This window comes from uncultured Pseudomonas sp., from assembly GCF_943846705.1.
Classification (GTDB): Bacteria; Pseudomonadota; Gammaproteobacteria; order Pseudomonadales; family Pseudomonadaceae; genus Aquipseudomonas.
The window spans coordinates 2238297-2257400 of record NZ_OX044366.1 but is presented as its reverse complement, the minus strand read 5'-3'; the positions used below and the strand labels follow the sequence as shown (position 1 = coordinate 2257400).

The 19104-nt window shown below is 58.1% G+C and carries 22 protein-coding genes; 1 reads left to right on the top strand and 21 read right to left on the bottom strand.

Going from position 1 to position 19104, the window contains the following annotated elements:
- Window positions 1–12: 12 nt before the first annotated feature.
- The 16 genes from hisS to trmJ all read right to left on the bottom strand — a co-directional run bounded on the left by hisS (window position 13) and on the right by trmJ (window position 13097).
- A complete protein-coding gene (gene hisS, locus Q0V31_RS10500; protein WP_298187612.1) occupies window positions 13–1302 on the bottom strand; it encodes a histidine--tRNA ligase in 1290 nt (429 codons plus the stop codon).
- A gap of 18 nt (window positions 1303–1320) precedes the next feature.
- Window positions 1321–2430 carry a flavodoxin-dependent (E)-4-hydroxy-3-methylbut-2-enyl-diphosphate synthase gene (ispG, locus tag Q0V31_RS10495; protein ID WP_298187611.1) on the bottom strand — a complete coding sequence of 370 codons (1110 nt, stop codon included), beginning with the start codon at window positions 2428–2430 and terminating at the stop codon, window positions 1321–1323.
- 1 nt (window position 2431) lies between these two features.
- Window positions 2432–3412 (bottom strand): RodZ family helix-turn-helix domain-containing protein, encoded by a 981-nt coding sequence (locus tag Q0V31_RS10490; protein WP_298187610.1) that lies wholly within the window; start codon window positions 3410–3412, stop codon window positions 2432–2434.
- Window positions 3412–4170, bottom strand: a complete 759-nt coding sequence (pilW, locus tag Q0V31_RS10485) for a type IV pilus biogenesis/stability protein PilW (RefSeq protein WP_298187609.1) — start codon at window positions 4168–4170, stop codon at window positions 3412–3414. Before pilW ends, Q0V31_RS10490 begins: the two co-directional genes overlap by 1 nt.
- A 13-nt stretch (window positions 4171–4183) precedes the next feature.
- Entirely contained in the window at window positions 4184–5332 is a 1149-nt protein-coding gene (gene rlmN / locus Q0V31_RS10480; protein WP_298187608.1) for a 23S rRNA (adenine(2503)-C(2))-methyltransferase RlmN, read from the bottom strand.
- A gap of 24 nt (window positions 5333–5356) precedes the next feature.
- Entirely contained in the window at window positions 5357–5788 is a 432-nt protein-coding gene (gene ndk / locus Q0V31_RS10475) for a nucleoside-diphosphate kinase (protein WP_262184649.1), read from the bottom strand.
- Window positions 5789–5881: 93 nt separating this feature from the next.
- A complete protein-coding gene (iscX, locus tag Q0V31_RS10470) occupies window positions 5882–6082 on the bottom strand; it encodes a Fe-S cluster assembly protein IscX (RefSeq protein ID WP_298187607.1) in 201 nt (66 codons plus the stop codon).
- A gap of 14 nt (window positions 6083–6096) precedes the next feature.
- On the bottom strand, window positions 6097–6438 hold the full coding sequence (fdx, locus tag Q0V31_RS10465; RefSeq protein ID WP_298187606.1) for an ISC system 2Fe-2S type ferredoxin: 342 nt from the start codon (window positions 6436–6438) through the stop codon (window positions 6097–6099).
- Window positions 6439–6440: 2 nt separating this feature from the next.
- Window positions 6441–8306, bottom strand: coding sequence for a Fe-S protein assembly chaperone HscA (gene hscA, locus Q0V31_RS10460; RefSeq protein WP_298187605.1), 1866 nt, complete (start codon window positions 8304–8306; stop codon window positions 6441–6443).
- Window positions 8307–8355: 49 nt separating this feature from the next.
- A complete protein-coding gene (gene hscB, locus Q0V31_RS10455) occupies window positions 8356–8877 on the bottom strand; it encodes a co-chaperone HscB (protein WP_298187604.1) in 522 nt (173 codons plus the stop codon).
- A gap of 7 nt (window positions 8878–8884) precedes the next feature.
- Window positions 8885–9208, bottom strand: coding sequence for an iron-sulfur cluster assembly protein IscA (gene iscA, locus Q0V31_RS10450; protein ID WP_298187603.1), 324 nt, complete (start codon window positions 9206–9208; stop codon window positions 8885–8887).
- Between the two features lie 12 nt (window positions 9209–9220).
- Window positions 9221–9607 (bottom strand): Fe-S cluster assembly scaffold IscU, encoded by a 387-nt coding sequence (iscU, locus tag Q0V31_RS10445; RefSeq protein ID WP_090239371.1) that lies wholly within the window; start codon window positions 9605–9607, stop codon window positions 9221–9223.
- A 47-nt stretch (window positions 9608–9654) separates the two neighbouring features.
- Window positions 9655–10869: an IscS subfamily cysteine desulfurase gene (locus Q0V31_RS10440; protein WP_298187602.1), complete on the bottom strand. Its 1215-nt coding sequence runs from the start codon at window positions 10867–10869 to the stop codon at window positions 9655–9657.
- A 48-nt stretch (window positions 10870–10917) separates the two neighbouring features.
- On the bottom strand, window positions 10918–11409 hold the full coding sequence (gene iscR / locus Q0V31_RS10435; RefSeq protein ID WP_090248642.1) for a Fe-S cluster assembly transcriptional regulator IscR: 492 nt from the start codon (window positions 11407–11409) through the stop codon (window positions 10918–10920).
- 139 nt (window positions 11410–11548) lie between these two features.
- A complete protein-coding gene (gene cysE, locus Q0V31_RS10430; protein WP_298187601.1) occupies window positions 11549–12325 on the bottom strand; it encodes a serine O-acetyltransferase in 777 nt (258 codons plus the stop codon).
- Window positions 12318–13097, bottom strand: a complete 780-nt coding sequence (gene trmJ / locus Q0V31_RS10425; protein ID WP_298187600.1) for a tRNA (cytosine(32)/uridine(32)-2'-O)-methyltransferase TrmJ — start codon at window positions 13095–13097, stop codon at window positions 12318–12320. The genes cysE and trmJ overlap by 8 nt, the downstream gene beginning before the upstream one ends.
- Before the next feature lie 144 nt (window positions 13098–13241).
- Here trmJ and suhB point away from each other — a divergent pair, with 144 nt between their 5' ends.
- Window positions 13242–14057, top strand: a complete 816-nt coding sequence (suhB, locus tag Q0V31_RS10420) for an inositol-phosphate phosphatase (protein ID WP_298187599.1) — start codon at window positions 13242–13244, stop codon at window positions 14055–14057.
- Window positions 14058–14109: 52 nt separating this feature from the next.
- On the opposite strand, the gene Q0V31_RS10415 is transcribed toward suhB, so the two are convergent.
- From Q0V31_RS10415 to tgt, 5 genes are all read right to left on the bottom strand, one after another.
- On the bottom strand, window positions 14110–14637 hold the full coding sequence (locus Q0V31_RS10415) for a glycine zipper 2TM domain-containing protein (protein WP_298187598.1): 528 nt from the start codon (window positions 14635–14637) through the stop codon (window positions 14110–14112).
- A 125-nt stretch (window positions 14638–14762) separates the two neighbouring features.
- Window positions 14763–15668, bottom strand: coding sequence for a protein translocase subunit SecF (gene secF, locus Q0V31_RS10410; RefSeq protein ID WP_298187597.1), 906 nt, complete (start codon window positions 15666–15668; stop codon window positions 14763–14765).
- A 9-nt stretch (window positions 15669–15677) separates the two neighbouring features.
- Window positions 15678–17546 carry a protein translocase subunit SecD gene (gene secD / locus Q0V31_RS10405; protein ID WP_298187596.1) on the bottom strand — a complete coding sequence of 623 codons (1869 nt, stop codon included), beginning with the start codon at window positions 17544–17546 and terminating at the stop codon, window positions 15678–15680.
- A 62-nt stretch (window positions 17547–17608) separates the two neighbouring features.
- Entirely contained in the window at window positions 17609–17944 is a 336-nt protein-coding gene (gene yajC / locus Q0V31_RS10400; protein WP_298187595.1) for a preprotein translocase subunit YajC, read from the bottom strand.
- Between the two features lie 39 nt (window positions 17945–17983).
- Window positions 17984–19099: a tRNA guanosine(34) transglycosylase Tgt gene (gene tgt / locus Q0V31_RS10395; protein WP_298191024.1), complete on the bottom strand. Its 1116-nt coding sequence runs from the start codon at window positions 19097–19099 to the stop codon at window positions 17984–17986.
- Window positions 19100–19104 lie beyond the last annotated feature (5 nt).

Genomic DNA, 19104 nt, shown 5'->3' with positions numbered 1-19104 from the left:
CTAAATAGACGCTCAGGCCTGATTGGCGCAGTTCGCCAGATGCTCGGCCAATGCCGACCATGCAATACTTTGCTGCTCGCCCTGACCACGCAGCGGCTTGCAACCTACCACTTGCTGGGCCAATTCGTCTTCACCCAAGATCAAGGCGTACAACGCGCCGCTTTTATCGGCTTTCTTGAACTGACTCTTGAAGCTACCCGCCCCGGCATTCACCTGCAGACGTAGGCTAGGCAGCTGATCACGCAGCCGCTCGCTCAAGGCCAGCGCCGCCAGCTCAGCGGGCTCACCGAAAGCACACAGGTAAACGTCAACCGTGCGAGCGATTTCAGCCGGTACTTTACCTAGAGTTTCGAGCAACAGCACCAAGCGTTCGATGCCCATGGCAAAACCCACGCCCGGCGTCGGCTTGCCGCCCATCTGCTCAACCAGGCCGTCATAACGACCACCGGCGCAGACGGTGCCCTGGGAGCCGAGCTGATCGGTGACCCACTCGAACACGGTCTTGCTGTAGTAATCCAGGCCACGCACCAGCTTGGGATTGATCACATACGGCACACCCGCCGCATCCAGACGGGCTTTCAGCCCCTCGAAATGCAGCCGCGACTCGTCATCCAGGTAATCCGCCAGCTTCGGCGCATTAACCAGTACGGCCTGGGTTTCCGGCGATTTGCTGTCGAGCACACGCAACGGGTTGCTGCCCATACGGCGACGACTGTCTTCATCAAGCTGATCCGCGTGCGCGCTGAGAAATTCAACCAGCGCATCACGGTAGACCGCACGCGCAGCACTGGTGCCCAGGCTGTTGAGCTCAAGCTTTACCGCATCACGAATACCCAGCAGGTTCCACAAACGCCAGGTCAGCACGATCAGCTCAGCATCGATGTCCGGGCCGTCAACATTGAACACTTCCACGCCAATCTGGTGGAACTGGCGATAACGACCTTTCTGTGGGCGCTCGTGACGGAACATCGGGCCGATGTACCAGAGTTTCTGCATCTGCCCACCGCCGGACAAACCATGCTCAAGCACCGCGCGCACGCAGGCCGCAGTCCCTTCCGGACGCAGGGTCAGGGAATCGCCGTTACGGTCGTCAAAGGTGTACATCTCTTTTTCAACGATATCGGTGACTTCACCGATGGAGCGTTTGAACAGCTCGGTGAACTCGACGATCGGCATGCGCATCTGACGGTAGCCGTAGCCGTCCAGCAGATTGGCCACGGTGCCTTCAAAATAGCGCCAAAGCGGGGTCTGCTCGGGCAGGATATCGTTCATGCCACGAATGGCTTGCAGGGGCTTGCTCAATTCAATTCCTTAACGGTGTTAGCTACGCACGATAACGGCGGCGTCAGCGGCGACCTTGTCGGCCGCTTTCTGGCGAATCAGCTTTTCCAGCTCATCGACCAGGTTGTCATTACCCAGCTTGAGAGCCGGTTTGCCATCGATATAGATCAGGTTGGGCGAGCCGCCAGTCAGGCCGATATGCGCCTCTTTGGCTTCGCCAGGGCCATTAACCACACAACCGATCACCGCCACGTCCAGCGGCACCAGCAGGTCTTCGACGCGCTGTTCCAGCTCGTTCATGGTCTTAACCACATCGAAATTCTGCCGCGAGCAGCTCGGACAGGCGATGAAGTTGATGCCGCGCGAACGCAAGCGCAGTGACTTGAGGATGTCGTAACCGACCTTGATCTCCTCCACAGGGTCTGCGGCAAGGGAGATACGGATGGTGTCACCGATACCTTCGGCCAACAGCATGCCTAAGCCCACAGCCGATTTGACCGTGCCCGAACGCAAACCACCGGCTTCGGTGATGCCCAAGTGCAGCGGCTGCTCAATCTGTTTAGCCAACAAGCGGTACGCCTCGACGGCCATAAACACGTCGGAAGCCTTAACGCTGACTTTGAAATCGGGGAAATTCAGACGATCCAGATGCTCGACATGGCGCAAGGCGGACTCAACCAATGCCGCTGGCGTGGGTTCGCCGTACTTCTTCTGCAGGTCTTTTTCCAGCGAGCCGGCATTCACCCCGATGCGGATCGGAATGCCTCGGTCCCGCGCGGCTTCAACCACAGCCCGCACACGGTCTTCTCGACCGATGTTGCCCGGGTTGATACGCAGGCAATCAACGCCGAGCTCTGCTACCCGCAAGGCGATTTGATAGTCGAAGTGGATATCGGCCACCAGCGGTACCTTGACCTGCTGTTTGATCCGACCGAAGGCTTCGGCCGCATCCATATCCGGCACCGAGACGCGCACAATGTCAGCACCGGCATCTTCCAGGCGACGAATCTGCGCCACGGTGGCGGCCACGTCATTGGTATCGCTATTGGTCATGCTCTGCACGGCAATCGGCGCATCGCCGCCAACCGGCACGGAGCCTACCCATATCTGCCGTGAAACGCGGCGTTTGATCGGTGATTCGCACTGCATATTACTGCCCACCCAACTTCAGACGCGCCGTTTCACCTGAGATAAAAGGCGCAACATCGACCGGACTGCCATTGAGGCTGACCTGCGCACCTCGGGCATAACCCAGGCGTAGTTCCAGCGGAGCCTTGCCAGTCACCTGCAGGCTATCGCCTTTGCGTTTCAGGGCGCTGAACAGCACCTTGCCATTGGCATCAGTCAGCTGCGTCCAGCAATCGGCAATAAAGCTCAAGCTGACAACCGCTTCGCCTGCGGCAACCTGCACCGGAGCGGTTGCAACCGGGGCAGCAGGCAATGCCTCTGCCGCAACCTGCACAACCGGCGCTGCAGCTGCGACGGTTGGAACAAGCGGTGCTTGTGCCTGCACATCCACCGCTGCCGCTTCATCAGCGTTAGCAGCTGGCATTACGGGCGTGCCTTCAGGCAACGGCAAGGCCGTTTCCGCGTCCATTTGGGCCGCTTCCACCGCCTGATCTTCCGGCTCTTCCAGCGGGTGAATCTGTGTGGTGCCGTCGGCGCCATCTACTTCTACATGCTCAAGACTGGTCGTGGCGAGGTCTTCTGCTTGGCGCTCGGCCTTCTCCTGCCACCAGAAGAAGCTCAAACCGGCCAGCGCGAGCAACAACACAAAACTGACCATGCGCAGAATGCGCTGTGAGTACCTTACCGGCCCTTCAATGCGCCCAAGACTGTGCACACTGCTGCCAGCGGCATCGCTACCGGTGAACTGATCGAACTCCAGTACCAGACGATTCTGATCGAGCTCCAGCAACTTGGCATAGGCCCGCACATAACCGCGGGCAAAGGTATGCCCAGGCAGCTTGTCAAAAGCACCTTGCTCGACCTGACTCAAGCGCTGCGAGGTCAAATTCAACTGTGCAGCGACTTCGGCGATAGTCCAGCCGCGACCCTCGCGAGCCTCGCGCAATGTATCGCCCGGATTGACGCGGGAAACTGCTAGCACTTCAGGTTGCGCCGCTTTCATTATTGCTCCGACAGGTATTGCTGATATTCCGGCGTGCCCGGATAAAGTCGCTTCAATTGCAAGCCGAGGCTCGCAGCTTTGTTGCGCTCATCGAAAATCTTCGCTAACCGCGCCCCTAACAACAAGCTACGCGCAGTCTGCGGCGCCAAGGTTAGGTAGCCCTCGTAATAGCTCCGGGCTGGGACGAACTGCTTGTCCTCATAGGACAGCTGCGCCATCTCCATCAACGCGCGCGGCTGGCGGCTGTTCAAGCGCAGCGAGCGCTCGAAATACGCCTTGGCCTGTTCAGGCTGGTTCAACTGCTGCGCGGTCAACCCAAGGTTTTCAAAAACCCGTGAACGCTCAGGGTAGAGATTGTCCTGAGCCGCTTCCAGGTAACGCTCAAGTGCTTCCTGATAACGCTGTTGTTCGAACAGGAAACTGCCGTAGTTATTCAGCAAGCGAGCATCGTCACGGCGCTGCGAAATAGCCTTACGAAAGTGCTCATCCGCCAGTTTGGGTTCCATTTCTATCTGGAACGCCAAGGCCAGCGCGGCGTGTGCATCGGCATTGGAGGAGTCGAGCTCCAGGGCCTTCTTCAGCGGCACTTTGGCACGCCCAGTCTGACCTTGCTGCAGGTAGCCTATGCCCAACTGAACATAGGCATCACGGGCCTCGTCGCGGCCCTTATCGGTTTTCATCGGATCAACACTACCGGTTGTGACACAACCGGCTAACAGACTAGCGGCCAACAGCAATGACGCGGGACGCAAGGTCATGGGTATCCTCCCCTTAAGTTCGATTGGCGGCGGAACTCGGCGTTTCTGCCTCGCTACTCAACTCACGCACAGCGATGTAACGCTCACTTCGGCGGGTACGGTCCATTACCTGACCAACCAACTGGCCACAGGCTGCGTCAATGTCCTCGCCCCGCGTGGTGCGCACGGTGACATTGTGCCCGGCCTTATGCAGCAGGTCCTGGAAGCGGCGAATCGCATTGTTACTCGGCCGCTCATAGCCCGAGTGGGGGAAGGGATTAAACGGAATCAGGTTGATCTTGCAAGGCACATCTTTGAGAAGTGCGATCATTTCCTCAGCGTGCTCAATCTTATCGTTCACATCCTTGAGCAGGGTGTATTCGATGGTCAGCACGCGTTTCTCGCCAAGCCGCGAAACATAACGCTTACACGCGGCCAAGAGCATTTCCAGCGGGTACTTCTTGTTGATTGGTACCAACTGGCTACGCAGCTCATCATTCGGCGCATGCAGCGACAAGGCCAGCGACACATCAATCACTTCGCCCAGCTTATCGATCATCGGCACCACGCCCGAGGTCGACAGGGTCACCTTGCGCTTGGAGATGCCATAGCCGAGGTCGTCCATCATGATTTTCATGGCGGCGACGACATTGTCAAAGTTCAGCAATGGCTCACCCATGCCCATCATCACCACGTTGGTGATGGCACGGTCGACTTTAGCCGGGACACTGCCAAACGACTTGTTGGCAATCCACACCTGGCCGATCACTTCGGCGGCAGTGAGATCGCTATTAAAGCCTTGTTTACCGGTTGAGCAGAAACTGCAATCCAGCGCACAGCCAGCCTGCGACGAGACACACAAGGTGCCGCGCGAGCCCTGGGGGATATACACGGTTTCGACACAACTGCCTGACGCCACCCGCACTACCCACTTGCGTGTGCCATCAGTGGAAATATCTTCGCTGACCACTTCCGGGCCGCGGATTTCAGCACAGGCCTTGAGCTTTTCGCGCAAGGCCTTGCTGACGTTACTCATGGCGTCGAAATCATCGACACCAAAGTGGTGAATCCACTTCATCAACTGACCGGCGCGGAAACGTTTTTCCCCGATATGTTCGAAGAATTGTTCCATTTCTGCCTGGGTCAGACCCAACAGATTAGTTTTACCGGTCGATGCGATCATGGTTTCACCCTCACTCAAATTCGCTTAGCGAATGCGAGCGCAAACTTCAGTGGCCGCGAAGAAGTAAGCAATTTCGCGAGCAGCCGACGCTTCGGAGTCAGAACCGTGTACAGCGTTTTCGTCGATGGAAACGGCGAAATCAGCACGGATGGTGCCGGCAGCAGCTTCTTTTGGGTTGGTAGCGCCCATCAGCTCGCGATTAGCCAGAACAGCGTTTTCGCCTTCCAGAACCTGAACGATAACTGGACCAGAAGTCATGAATGCAACCAGATCCTTGAAGAAGCCACGCTCGCTGTGCTCAGCGTAGAAGCCAGCAGCTTCGCGCTCGGACAGCTGAACCATCTTCGAAGCAACGACGCGCAGGCCGGCTTTTTCGAAACGGCTGGTGATTTCGCCGATAACGTTTTTAGCAACAGCGTCAGGCTTGATGATGGAGAAAGTGCGTTGAACAGCCATGTGAAACTCCAGGAACAGTGATTAAAGCGAAAAATTAAACCCGCGAATTATACGCGGGTTTATAGGGATTGCCTAACAGCGTACAGGGCTGACTCAGTCGGCTTCTTCGATCCAGGCGGCCTGAACGGCCTCCAGCACCTTCTCGCCGCCGCGCGCCGGGTCGTCACTGAATTCCGGCAATGCCAGAATCCACTTGTGCAAATCGACGAAATTCACATAACGCGGATCCACATCAGGCTTGGATTCGGCCAACTGAATAGCGATTTCCAGCACATCAACCCATTTCAAAGTCATAACGGCTCCTTGAATCAATGCGGCGCTTCGGCGGCATGATTGAGCGAGTATTTAGGAATTTCGACCGTCAGGTCTTCAGTGCCGACAACCGCCTGACAGGACAGGCGCGACTGCGCCTCCAGCCCCCAAGCCTTGTCGAGCATGTCCTCTTCCAGCTCGTCGGCCTCGGCGAGCGAAGCAAAGCCTTCGCGGATAATGCAGTGGCAAGTGGTACACGCACAGACACCACCGCAGGCACTTTCGATCTCGATGTGATGCTCATGGGCCACTTCAAGCACCGAAGTACCAGGTGCAACTTCAATTACCAAGCCTTCCGGGCACAGTACAGCGTGGGGCAGAAAGATAATCTGCGGCATGCTTATTCCTCAATCTCATCAAGACTACGGCCAGCCAGCGAGGCTTTGACCGTGGCATCCAGACGACGCGCCGCGAAGGCATCGGTTATCTGGGTCAATCGCTTAGTGTGCTGCTCAATGGCCAAGCCATCACTGGCCGCCATGCACTCTCGTAATTGCTGCATCTGCGCTTCGATGGCCAGGCGCTCATCGGCATCCAGCAAGCGCTCACCATCGGCCAGCAATGCGGCCTCAACCGCCTCCAACAGACGCTGAGCATCGACTTGCTGCTCGCGCAACACGCGCGCCACCTTGTCATCACCCGCATTTTTGAAGGAATCCTGCAGCATGCGGGCGATTTCGCCATCAGTCAGGCCATAGGACGGCTTGACCTGGATACTCGCCTCGACACCCGATGCCAGCTCAAGGGCCGACACGCTGAGCAGGCCGTCGGCATCAACCTGAAAGGTCACGCGGATCTTCGCCGCACCAGCAACCATCGGCGGAATACCGCGCAACTCGAAACGCGCCAGAGAACGACAGTCGCTGATCAGCTCGCGCTCACCCTGCAGCACATGGATCATCATGGCCGTTTGGCCGTCTTTATAAGTGGTGAAGTCCTGAGCGCGAGCCACGGGGATGGTGGTATTACGCGGAATCACCTTCTCCATCAGCCCACCCATGGTCTCCAGCCCCAGCGACAGCGGAATCACGTCCAGCAGTAGCAGCTCTTCGCCATCACCACGCTTGTTACCCGCCAGAGCATCCGCCTGGATCGCCGCACCAATGGCCACCACCTGATCGGGGTCAATATCGGCCAACGGCTCACGGGCGAACAGCTCGGCGACCGCCTGACGCACACGCGGCACGCGGGTCGAGCCGCCGACCATGACCACCGCCTCAACTTCTTCCAGCTCAATACCGGCATCGCGTACGGCGCGGCGGCAAGCCTTGAGACTGCGCGCAACCATCGGCTCGATCAACGCATCAAGCTGCCCACGACTCAACTGCCCCTGCCAGCCAGCATAATTGAGCGTAGCCACATCGCTATTGGTCAAGGCTTCCTTGGCGGCGCAGGCTGCCTGCAGCAACAGGCGCTGCTGACCCGGATCGAGATCAGCTGATACGCCTGCCTGCTGCACAATCCAGCCGGCGATGGCGTAATCAAAGTCATCACCACCCAGGGCGCTATCGCCGCCGGTGGCGAGCACTTCAAACACGCCGCCGGTCAGGCGCAGCACGGAAATATCGAAGGTACCGCCACCCAGGTCATAAATCGCCACCACACCTTCGGCGTGCTGATCGAGGCCATAGGCAACCGCTGCTGCGGTCGGTTCGTTAAGCAGGCGCAGCACATTCAGACCCGCCAGGCGCGCCGCATCCTTAGTGGCCTGGCGCTGCGAGTCGTCAAAATAGGCCGGCACGGTGATCACGGCGCCGACCAGCTCACCACCCAGAGTCGCCTCAGCACGCTGACGCAGTGCTTTGAGAATATCGGCGGAAACCTCGACCGGGCTTTTCGGCCCCTGCACCGTATCAATGAACGGCATGTGCGACTCACCACCGACAAAGCGGTAGGGCAGCTGCTCGCCCAACTGTTTAACGTCAGCCAAACCACGCCCCATCAGGCGCTTGACCGACAGCACGGTGTTTAGTGGATCACCTGAGGCAGCCGCCCGTGCGGCCTCGCCCACTTCGACTCGATCCGCGTGGTAGCGCACGGCGGACGGCAGTATGACCTGCCCAGCCGCATCAGCTAAAGGTTCAGAGAGCCCGCTGCGCACAGCGGCGACTAGCGAATTGGTGGTACCCAGATCAATCCCCACCGCCAGCCGACGCTGGTGTGGCTGGGGGCTTTGTCCGGGTTCAGCGATCTGCAGTAAGGCCATGAGTAATCAATGCTTATGTATCAGGTGCAGCGCAACAGGCGCACCAGCGTTAATCGTCGAGGCGCTCTTCCAGCTGGCGAACCTCGTGAGAGAGCTTGTCGAGAAACTGCATGCGGCGCATCAGGCGCTCGGCCTCTTCACGCTGCGTCGCATCATCCCAACAAACGGCAAAGCTTTCGTTGAGCTCATCCTGAGCCACTTTCAAACGGCGCTTGAACTGCGCAACCCCAGCCAGATCCGCGCTGTCATGCAGATCTTCCAGCTCTTCACGCCACTGCATCTGCTGCAGCAGAAAGCTAGGGTCTTGCACGGTGACTTCCAACGGCAGTTCCGGGCCACTCAGCGCGAGCAGATAACGCGCGCGCTGCGGCGCATTTTTCAGCGTTCGATAGGCTTCATTGAGGCTGGCAGACTGCTCCAGCGCCAGGCGCTGTTCGCGCTCTGATGCATCAGCAAAACGATCCGGATGAACCTGCCGCGCCAGTTCGCGGTAGCGACTGGCCAACAACTCCGGGTCCAAACGAAAACCTGGCTGCAGCTCAAACAAAGCAAAGTGACAAGGAGTACCCACAGGCGCCTCAGATGTTGAAGCTTTCGCCGCAGCCGCATTCGCCGCGTACGTTTGGGTTGTTGAACTTGAAGCCTTCGTTCAACCCTTCCTTAACAAAGTCCAGCTCGGTGCCATCGAGGTAAACCAGGCTTTTTGGATCAATAATCACTTTGACCCCGAAGCTCTCGAACACCTGATCTTCGCCGGCGGTCTCATCGACAAACTCCAGCACATAAGCCAGGCCAGAACAGCCAGTGGTGCGAACAGCCAAACGGATGCCCTCACCCTTGCCGCGCCCGTCAAGGGAGCGACGCACGTGCTGAGCCGCTGCTTCGGTCATGCTGATAGCCATCGACATACCTCCTTAGAGCAAGCCTTTCTTCTGCTTGTAGTCACGCACAGCAGCCTTGATGGCATCTTCTGCGAGAACTGAGCAGTGAATTTTCACCGGCGGCAGAGCCAATTCCTCGGCCAACTGGGTGTTCTTGATGGTTTCTGCTTCGTCCAGGGTCTTGCCCTTCATCCACTCAGTTGCGAGGGAGCTGGAGGCAATCGCCGAACCGCAGCCGTAGGTCTTGAACTTGGCGTCTTCAATCACGCCCTGCTCGTTGACCTTGATTTGCAGACGCATCACGTCGCCACAGGCTGGCGCACCGACCATGCCGGTGCCTACGCTTGGGTCTTCCGCGTCCATCTTGCCGACGTTGCGCGGGTTCTCGTAGTGGTCAATGACCTTTTCACTGTAAGCCATGCTGGTATTCCTTCCTCATCAGAGAGTCGTTCTTACTCGACGACTACTTAGTGCGCCGCCCACTCGATCTTGGAGATGTCGACACCGTCTTTGTACATATCCCACAGCGGCGACAATTCGCGCAGCTTGGTAACCGCCTCGCAAACCTTCTGCGCGGCGTAATCGACCTCCTCATCAGTAGTGAAGCGGCCGAAGGTAAAGCGAATGGAACTGTGTGCCAGCTCGTCATTGCGGCCCAGGGCGCGCAACACGTAGGACGGCTCCAGCGAAGCCGAGGTACAGGCCGAGCCGGAAGAAACGGCCAGATCCTTAAGCGCCATGATCAGCGACTCACCCTCAACGTAGTTGAAGCTAAGGTTGAGGTTGTGCGGTACACGGGCCGTCATGCTGCCGTTGATGTACAACTCCTCAAGACCATCGACCTGCTTAAAGAAGCGATCGCGCAGGGCCAGAATGCGCTGGTTTTCCTGAGCCATTTCTTCCTTGGCAATCTGGAACGCCTCACCCATACCCACACACTGGTGGGTCGCCAGGGTACCGGAACGCATGCCGCGCTCATGGCCACCACCGTGAGTCTGGGCTTCCAGACGCACACGCGGCTTACGGCGCACATACAGCGCACCGACGCCTTTGGGGCCATAGGTCTTGTGCGCCGAGAAAGACATTAGATCGACCTTGAGCGAACCCAGGTCAATCGCCACCTTACCGGTGGACTGAGCCGCATCAACATGCAGGAACACGCCGCGCGAACGGGTCAGCTCGCCAATCGCCGCGATGTCGTTGATGGTGCCGATTTCGTTATTCACATGCATGACCGACACCAGAATGGTGTCCTCACGCAGCACCGCCTCGATCATGGCCGGGGTAATCAGGCCATCTTCAGTGGGTTCGAGATAGGTGACCTCGAAACCTTCGCGCTCAAGTTGACGCATGGTATCGAGCACCGCTTTGTGCTCGATTTTCGAAGTAATCAGGTGCCTGCCTTTACTCTTGTAGAAGTCAGCAATGCCCTTGATCGCCAAGTTATTGGACTCGGTAGCTCCGGACGTCCAGACAATTTCGCGCGGATCGGCATTGACCAACTCGGCCACCTGACGACGGGCATTCTCCACCGCCTCTTCAGCCTTCCAGCCAAACACATGGGAGCGCGACGCCGGGTTACCGAAGTTACCGTCAACCAGCAGGCATTCGCTCATTTTTTGCGCAACACGCGGATCAACCGGCGTGGTGGCGGAATAATCGAGGTAAATCGGCAACTTCATCAACTTTCTCCTAATCAGGTATCAGGCCAGCTAGCCAGCGCTTAGCGCTCAATCGACGGCGGACGTTTCAATCTTATCCAGGTAAGGCGTCCTGCCATTGCAACGGCGCTGATCCTGGCGCTGGGCAACTTCCTGGACTTCACGACGGGTCACCAAGTCAGCGAGACTGATGCCACTGAGAAATTCGTGTATCTGCTGACTGAGATCACACCACAGGTGGTGGGTCAGACAGGTATCGCCGGCGTGACAATCGCCCTGCCCTTGGCAGCGCGTAGCATCAACAGACTCGTTCACTGCATCGATCACTTCAGCCACCTGAATGCCCTGCATGTCTCGCGACAGCTGATAGCCACCGCCAGGCCCGCGCACACTGGAGACCAGATTGCCGCGACGCAGCTTGGCGAACAGCTGCTCCAAGTAAGACAGGGAAATCCCCTGACGCTCGGAGATATCAGCCAGAGACACCGGCCCGCGCTGAGCATGCAGCGCCAGATCAAGCATGGCGGTGACGGCGTAACGGCCTTTGGTGGTTAGTCGCATAAGGGATTACCGCGTGATCGCAATATGCTGCGATTATGCAATTCCCGAGTATTTAAGTCAACTATAAGACCTAGCGCTCTAGTCGGGATTAGCGGACGTGAAGGGCGCGCAGTTTAGCAAAACGCCCGCGCCCACACCATCAAACTGCAGGGTTGTCTGCATCCTTGACCACACCAGCGAAATCCTCATTACGCAACTGCGGCAGGTCCTTAGAGCAGTAATCACTGCCCAAGGCCTTGAGCGCACCGCACATTCCCTCCAACTGCCCGTCCACCGCATGCAGGTGATCGAGCAACTGACCAATGGCGCGCGCCACCGGATCAGGCATGTCCTGACCCACGCCATAGGCATCGAAGCCGAGCTTCTCGGCAATCGCCTTACGCTTGGCTTCCTGCTCATCATCGGCCTTAACAATAATCCGCCCTGGAATACCAACCGCCGTAGCACCCGCCGGCACCTCCTTGGTCACCACGGCATTGGAGCCAATCTTGGCGCCCGCACCCACTGTAAACGGCCCCAACACTTTGGCACCCGCACCAACCACCACACCATCTTCCAAGGTTGGGTGACGCTTACCCTTGTTCCAGCTGGTACCACCCAGCGTCACACCCTGATAAAGCGTGACGTCATTACCGATTTCCGCGGTCTCGCCAATCACAATGCCCATGCCGTGATCGATAAAGAAGCGCCGACCAATTTTCGCCCCGGGATGGATTTCGACCCCAGTCATCCAGCGCCCGATATTCGACACCACGCGCGCCAGCCACTTCCAGCCAGCCACCCAAAGCGCATGCGCCACGCGATGCAACCAGACCGCATGCAAACCCGGATAGCACGTGACCACCTCAAAGGTATTACGCGCAGCCGGGTCGCGATGGAACACGCTCTGAATGTCTTCCCGCACGCGCTCAAACATCTACTTTCTCCTGCCCAGAGTGCTCGCCACGCGCCGCCTTGATGGTTTCCGTCAAGATACCGCGCAAGATATTCATTTCCAGCTTGCTGACCTCGCTGCGCCCATACAAGCGGCGCAAGCGACTCATCAAGTGCCGCGGCTTGGCCGGATCTAGAAACCTGATTTCAACCAGCGCCTGCTCAAGATGCGCGTAAAACGACTCCAACTCATCTGCCGTTACCGGCTGCGAACTCTGCATGGCAGTTGTTTCTAATTTGAGCGTCTTGGTCGGTTGATTCTCGGCCGCCAACCAGGCCATACGCACCTCATAGGCCAAGACCTGCACCGCAGCCGCCAGATTCAGCGAACTAAACTCCGGGTCTGACGGTATGTGCACGTGAAAATGGCAACGCTGCAATTCTTCATTGGTCAGCCCGGCATACTCACGTCCAAACACCAACGCCACCTGCGCACCTTGCCGCGCCTGCTCGCACGCCGCCACGCCACACTCACGCGGATCCAGCAGCGGCCAGGGAATACGCCGATCCCGCGCACTGGTGCCGAGCACCAGACTGCAGCCGACCAACGCCTCTTCCAGCGTGCCTACCACCTGCGCCGCATCGAGCACATCACTGGCTCCAGAAGCCCTGGCCACCGCATCGGCGCTGGGAAAGTCCTGCGGATCAACCAGCACTAACTGCGACAACCCCATGTTTTTCATGGCCCGCGCCGCGCCACCGATATTGCCCGGATGGCTGGTATTGACCAAGACAACGCGAATATTTTCTAGCAACGCAAACGCTCACAGACAAGGCTTAGAGAGGCAAATCTTACAGAACCATCAAGCCTTACGCCACGCAAGGTGCAGGTTGCACTTCAACCGCCGGGCTTTTCTGCTAGAATGGCCGGCTTTCTTTAACGACCCAGGTGAACATCCATGCAGCCCATGCTGAATATCGCGCTGCGCGCAGCCCGTAGCGCCGGCGAAATGATCTTCCGCTCGACCGAACGCTTGGACGTCATCTCGGTCGACGAGAAAGAAGCCAAGGACTATGTAACTGAGCTTAATCGCTCCGCCGAGCAACTGATCATCCAGGGCTTGCGCAAGGCCTACCCGACTCACGGCATCTTCGGCAAGGAAAGCGGCCTGAGCGCAGGCAGCGGTGAAGGCGCTGACTATGTGTGGATCATCGACGCACTGGATGGCAGCGCTAACTTTATCCGCGGCATTCCGCATTACGCCGTGAGCATCGCCTGCAAATACCGTGGCCGCCTTGAGCATGCCGTGATCATCGACCCCGTGCGCCAAGAAGAATTCACCACCAGCCGCGGCCGCGGCGCTGCCCTCAACGGCCGCCGGATGCGCGTTGGCAATCGCAAGAGCCTGGAAGGCGCACTGCTCGGCACCGGCTTCCCGTTCCGCGACAGCCAGATGGACAACCTCGAAAACCACATCGGCATGTTCCGCAGCTTGGTTGGCCAGGCTGCGGGCCTACGCCAGGGCGGAGCAGCAAGCCTGGACTTGGCCTACGTTGCCACGGGCCGCTTCGATGCATTCTGGGAGTTTGGTCTGTCCGAATGGGACATGGCCGCCGGCGCCCTGCTGATTCAAGAAGCAGGCGGCCTGGTCAGCGACTTCAACGGCAGCCATGAATTCCTTGAAAAAGGCCAGATCGTGGCCGGCAACACCAAGTGCTTCAAAGCGGTACTCACTGCTATCCAGCCGCACCTGTCAGCCGCTTTGAAGCGCTAATAGGTCAGGCAATAAAAAAGCGCCCTAGGGCGCTTTTTTATTGCCTGAACACTTACTCGGCCAACACCAACTGACCATCACGCACCGGGATGCGCTGACCTGGATCATTAGCCATACGCACTTGGCTAATCTTACCGTCCAACTCGTACTTAACATCATAACCAACCAGTTTCTCACTGGTGTCGGTCACCGTATTGCAGCGCGTTTCGGTGGTGGTCACCGTGTCATTGGCCTGCATGCTGCCCTGCACCTTGTTACCGGCATAGCCACCGCCGACCGCACCGGCCACGGTTGCCAACTTCTTGCCGTTACCACCACCAACCTGGTTACCCAACAAACCGCCAACCACCGCACCAATCGCCGTACCGGCAATTTTATGCTGATCCTTGACCGGTGCCTGCCGGGTGACCGCCACGTCTTTACACACCTCTCGCGGGGTCTTGATGGTTTGGTTAACCGGCTTCACTGCGAGCACTTCAGCATACTTAGGGGCAGTGACAACGTTGTAAGTGGCCACCGCACCGCCTGCCGTCACACCCACTGCACCCAATACTGCACCGACCAACAATGACTTATTCATACCAACCTCCTGGAAACGCTGCTTAGCGCGCATCGCGCCTTAATCCCTGCCTTGGAGCATAAAAAAACCGGGCAAGTTCAATACCTGCCCGGTCTATTCAAACATTTGCGATTAAGCGCACAGAATCAAGGACGCTCATCAACCTCTTCTTCCACCACCGGCGGAATCAAATCATCCACGGTCAGATCAAGCCACACCAGCATCACGTTGGCGATATAGACCGACGAGTAGGTACCCGCCGCCACACCGACAAACAGCGCCACCGAGAATGCATACAGGTTGTCGCCGGCAAACATCAGCAACGCACCAATCGCCAACAAAGTAGATATGGAGGTCGCCATGGTGCGCAACAGGGTCTGCGTGGTGGAGATGTTGATATTGTCGATCAAGCTCGTCTTGCGCAGCACGCGGAAGTTCTCCCGCACCCGGTCGAACACCACGATAGTGTCGTTCAGCGAGTAACCGATGATCGCCAGTAACGCCGCCATCACCGTCAGGTCGAAAGTGATCTGAAAGAACGAGAGAATGCCGAGAGTGACAATCACGTCGTGGACCAGCGAGATAATCGCCGCCACACCGAACTTCCACTGAAAGCGGAAGGCCAGGTAAAGCATCACCCCACCCAGCGCCAGCAGCAGCCCTAGCCCGCCCTGATCACGCAGCTCTTCACCGACCTGCGGGCCGACGAACTCAACCTTCTTCACCTCAAGCTGCTCACCGGCCTGGCGCAGCGCTGTCGCTACTTTGTTACCCAGCTCAGGATCATTGCCCTGCATGCGCACCACCACATCGGTGGTGGCACCAAAACTCTGCACCACGGCATCGGCATAGCCGGCACCCGCCAACTGCGCGCGGATATTACCGAGGTCTGCTGGCTGCTCGTAGCTCAGCTCGATTTGCGTACCGCCGGTAAAGTCCAGGCCCAGGTTCAGCCCCTTGGTAAACAGGCTACCCAGCGACACCAGCGTCAGCAGCACAGTGAGGGCGAACGCAATATTGCGAACCCCCATGAAGTTGATCGTACGATTCATCACAGCCCCTTAAATCCACAACTTCTTGAAGTCACGCCCGCCGCACGTCAGGTTGACCATGCAACGCGTCACCAGAATGGCGGTAAACATCGATGTGATGATGCCCAGCGACAGGGTCACCGCGAAGCCCTTGACCGGCCCAGTGCCCATGGCGAACAAAATACCGCCGACCAACAGGGTGGTCAGGTTGGCATCGACAATCGCCGAGTAGGCCCGATCAAAGCCTTCATGGATCGCACGCTGAATCGACATGCCATTGGCTATTTCCTCACGAATACGCGAGAAGATCAGCACGTTGGCATCCACCGCCATACCCATAGTCAGCACGATACCGGCAATGCCTGGCAGGGTCAGGGTAGCACTGAGCAGAGACATCAGCGCCAGCAACAGCACCATGTTCAGGCCCAGGGCAAAAGTCGCCAGCACACCAAAGGCACGGTAGATGGCAATGATGAACAGCGAGACAAACAGCATTGCCCACAACGACGCATTTACGCCCTTGGCAATGTTGTCAGCACCCAGGCTCGGGCCAATGGTGCGCTCTTCCGCGAAGTACATCGGCGCCGCCAGGCCACCAGCACGTAACAGCAGCGCTAGCTCGGACGACTCGCCCTGGCCATCCAGGCCGGTGATGCGGAACTGGCTACCCAGCGGTGACTGAATAGTGGCCAGGCTGATGATCTTCTTCTCTTCGACGAAGGTCTGCAGTTCGACTTCCTTCTCGACGCCATCGACCACCTGACGCACATAGCGGGTCACCGGCTTCTGCTCGATAAAGATCACCGCCATGCTGCGCCCGACATTGTTGCGGGTGGCGCGATTCATCAGATCACCACCACGGCCATCCAGGCGGATATTCACCTGCGGGCTGCCGTTTTCGTCGAAGCTGGCCTGCGCATCGGTCACTTGGTCACCGGTGATGATCAGATCACGCTCCAGCAGCGCCGGCGGACGGCCTTCCTGGCGGAACTCGAAGCTTTCTGTCGCCGCCCTGGCTGCATCCGGCTCAGCGGCCAGACGGAACTCCAAGTTGGCGGTCTTGCCGAGAATACGCTTGGCTTCGGCGGTGTCCTGCACGCCCGGCAGCTCAACCACGATGCGGTTGGCCCCCTGACGCTGGACCAGCGGCTCGGCTACACCCAGCTCATTGACCCGATTGCGCACCGTGGTCAGGTTCTGCTTGATCGAGTATTCGCGAATTTCGACCAGCTTGGCCTGGGTCAGCGCCAAACGCAGCACCTGCAACTCATTACGCTGCACAGTGGTCATATCAAAATCGTTAAAATCCTTGCGAATCAGCTGCTGAGCTTTCTCCAACGCCGCCTCATCAACAAAACCCAACTGAATAGCACCATTGAGCTCAGGCAGACTGCGATAACGCACACGCTCTTTGCGCAGCAGGCTCTTGACCTCACCCTCGTAGACCTTACGGCGCGCATCCAGGGCTTTGTCCATGTCCACTTCCATCAGGAAGTGCACACCACCGGACAAGTCCAGACCGAGCTTCATTGGGCTACCGCCCAGGTTGCGCAGCCAATCCGGTGTGGTTTGCGCCAGGTTCAACGCCACCACGAACTCATCGCTCAAAGTCTTGCGCACCAGCTCTTTGGCAGGCAACTGATCTTCAGCGCTGTTCAAGCGCAGCAAGCCGGCACGCCCCTGATTGGCCACGCTGACTGCTTTTACACTGATACCGGCCGCTTCCAGCGCACGCTTAGCGCGCTCCAGGTCAGCCTGCTCGACGCGCATGGCGGAGCTGTTGCCACTGATCTGGATCGCCGGATCATCCGGGTACAGATTGGGCGCGGAATAGAGGAAACCGATTGCTAGCACAGCCAGAATCAGCAGGTACTTCCAGAGGGGAAATTTGTTGAGCATGACGCCGCCCGTTATGACGCGGGGCGCATTAAGCGCCCCGTCGAATGGTAAAGGTGTGTGGCTTAGATCGCTTTCAGCGTGCCTTTAGGCAGCGAGGCGGCAATCGCCACTTTCTGAATCTTCAGCTCGACGGTGTCGGACACTTCGATTACCACGAAGTCATCGGAAACCTTCGACACCTTGCCAGCGATACCGCCGCTGGTTACCACTTCATCACCTTTCTGCAGGCCACCAATCAGACCCTTGTGCTCTTTCGCACGCTTGGCCTGTGGACGCCAGATCATCAGATAGAAGATGACCAGAAAGCCGACCAGAAATACCCACTCAAAACCACTACCAGCAGGACCGGCAGCCGGAACGGCACCTTCAGCGAACGCAGCGGGGATAAAAAAGCTCATATAACACTCCTGTTAAAAGGTCTTTATAAGGTTGGGGAATCAGTCCAGAGGCGGCGTTGGCAGCCCGCGCTTGGCATAGAAGGCATCGACAAAGGCGGCCAATGTACCCTGTTGAATAGCCTCGCGCAAACCAGCCATAAGCACTTGATAATGCCGCAAGTTATGGATTGTATTGAGCATGCTACCGAGCATTTCGCCGCATTTATCCAAGTGATGCAGATAGGCGCGGGAGAAGTGTTTACAGGTGTAACAATCACAGCTCGGATCCAGCGGCGAATTGTCCTGCTTATGGAAGGCATTGCGGATTTTCAGCACGCCCGTGTCGATAAACAGGTGACCATTGCGCGCATTACGGGTCGGCATCACGCAGTCGAACATATCCACACCACGGCGCACGCCTTCGACCAGATCCTCCGGCTTGCCGACGCCCATCAGGTAGCGCGGCTTATCGGCCGGCAACTGCGCGGGCAGGTAGTCGAGCACCTTGATCATTTCTTCTTTCGGCTCACCGACGGACAGGCCACCAATCGCATAACCGTCAAAGCCGATCTGCTCCAGGCCCTCCAGGGAAACCTTGCGCAACTCCTCATGCATGCCGCCCTGAACGATACCAAACAGCGCCGCGGTATTCTCGCCATGGGCGTCTTTCGAGCGCTTGGCCCAACGCAAGGACAACTCCATCGACTTTTTGGCCACGTCAAACTCGGCCGGATAGGGCGTGCATTCATCGAAAATCATCACGATGTCGGAGCCCAGATCGCGCTGCACCTGCATCGACTCTTCCGGCCCCATAAACACCTTGGCACCGTCGACAGGCGAGGCGAAGTACACCCCCTCCTCCTTGATCTTGCGCATCGCGCCCAGGCTAAACACCTGAAAACCGCCGGAGTCGGTGAGGATCGGCCCCTGCCACTGCATAAAGTCGTGCAAGTCGCCGTGCTTCTTGATCACCTCGGTGCCAGGACGCAGCCACAGGTGAAAGGTGTTGCCGAGAATAATCTGCGCACCAATCGCCTCGACATCGTCCGGCATCATGCCCTTGACCGTGCCATAGGTACCCACCGGCATAAACGCCGGGGTTTCCACCACGCCACGCGGAAAGGTCAGCCGACCACGGCGCGCCTTGCCCTCGGTCGCCAATAATTCGAAAGACATGCGGC